Source organism: Gaetbulibacter sp. S0825, assembly GCF_011777505.1.
Lineage (GTDB): Bacteria > Bacteroidota > Bacteroidia > Flavobacteriales > Flavobacteriaceae > Pontimicrobium.
In genome coordinates, this window is sequence record NZ_JAATJT010000008.1 from 1 (window position 1) to 1,834 (window position 1,834).

1 pseudogene is annotated in these 1,834 nt (G+C 37.1%); it reads left to right on the forward strand.

Features of this window, described 5'->3' with window-relative positions:
- Positions 1-1,834 (forward strand): annotated as a pseudogene (locus HB672_RS14625) (hypothetical protein); the annotation flags it as partial.

A 1,834-nucleotide genomic window follows, 5' to 3' on the forward strand; every position in this document is an offset into this window, starting at 1 on the left:
GAAGAGCAATCAACAATTGTTGAAGGTGAAGAGTGTGCTGGTGGAATCATCGAAAGATGGTGGAAAGCTACAGACGAGTGTGGAAACAACGCTTGGCATAAGCAAACAATTACAGTTAGACCAGCTAAACAAGCTGTATTTAACGAGCCAAGAAACATTAGTATTTCTTGTGAAGACAGAAATAACTTAGAATCTTTAATTCCAGAATTGTATTACACAAATGGAATGGAAGGAGCTTGTAACATTAGCGGATTAGCTAAGCCAGAATACACTGCACCAGATTCTAACTGTGCATCATTCAATGTAAAGTATAGCTTTATAGATAACTGTGGTCGTGAAATCATTGAGAACATGACTGTAACTATTTTTGATGATGTTAATCCATCTATCATTAATGCTGCTGAAGATTTAGTAGTAGAATGTGACGGTGAAGGAAATATTGAAGACTACAACAACTGGATTGCTACAAATGCAAATGCAGGAGCACAAGATAACTGTACAGCTACTGAAGATTTAGTATGGTCAAACAACGCTGCAAGTCAGCCAATGAGTGATGATTGTGGAGCAACAGGAGAAAAAACTGTAATCTTTACAGTGACTGATTCTTGTGGTAACGAATCTAAAACGTATGCTACTTTTAGAATAGTAGATACTATGGATCCAGAAACTACTCCAGCTTATAATTTAACTGTAGTATGTGATGGAGAAGGAAATGTTGATCAATTCCAAACTTGGTTAGACAACAATGGAGATGCAACAGCTAAAGATGAGTGTTCAGGAGTAACTTGGACAAACAACTTCCCTGGAGATCCAAAGCATAAAGATTTTGACATACGTGATTACTTAAAAGAAGGATGTGGTCAAGGTTCATTTACTGGATATATTGATGTAATCTTTACAGTAACTGATGCTTGTGGAAACGATGTTGATTTACCAGCAACGTTCAAAATCGAAGATAGTATAGCACCAGAGGTAACACCAGCTTCAGATATGATAGTTGAGTGTGATAGTTCTATTCCAGATTATTGGAAACAAGAAACTGATTATGATGTAAATGATATAGATGCTCAATTAGGTGGTGCTTATCCAGGTACTAACCATTATGCTTGGTTAACTTGGTTAAGAAACCATGGTGGAGCAACAGCAACTGACGGATGTTCAGGTGTATATTGGAAATTCCGTTACAAAGTTTATGGAGATTCTTGTGATACTGAGTACAGAACTACGTTCTATGCTTACGATCAATGTGGTAATGTATCAACAACGACTGCATCTTTCCACGTACAAGATACTAACAGCCCTGCTATTGGAAACGAAGCACAAGACTTAATTGTTGAGTGTGGTCAAGAGCATTCATGTGACGAGCAAAGAGGAGATTGTTATTCACCTTTCATGCACTGGTTACACAATAACGGTGGAGCAGAAGCAATGGACATGTGTGATAAAGATCTTACATGGACTAACGATTGGAATGGTAAAGACTTAACAGATGAATGTGGAAACACAGGAAGAATCACTGTAAACTTTACTGTAACTGATAACTGTGGATTAAGTTCTACAACAGCTGCTGAATATAGAATCGTTGATACTATTGCACCATCCCTAAGAATTCCTGGTGATGTTGTATTAGAATTAGATGATAAGTGTGAAGCTGATATTACTCCAGCTAACACAGGTATGGCTAGAGCTTATGATGCTTGTTCTGATGTAGATGTAACATTTACAGATGTAGAAGATAAGCAAGCTTGTGTTACAACAATTATTAGAACTTGGAAAGCTACTGATGATTGTGGAAATGCAACTACAAGAGATCAAAAGATTACTCTTATCGATA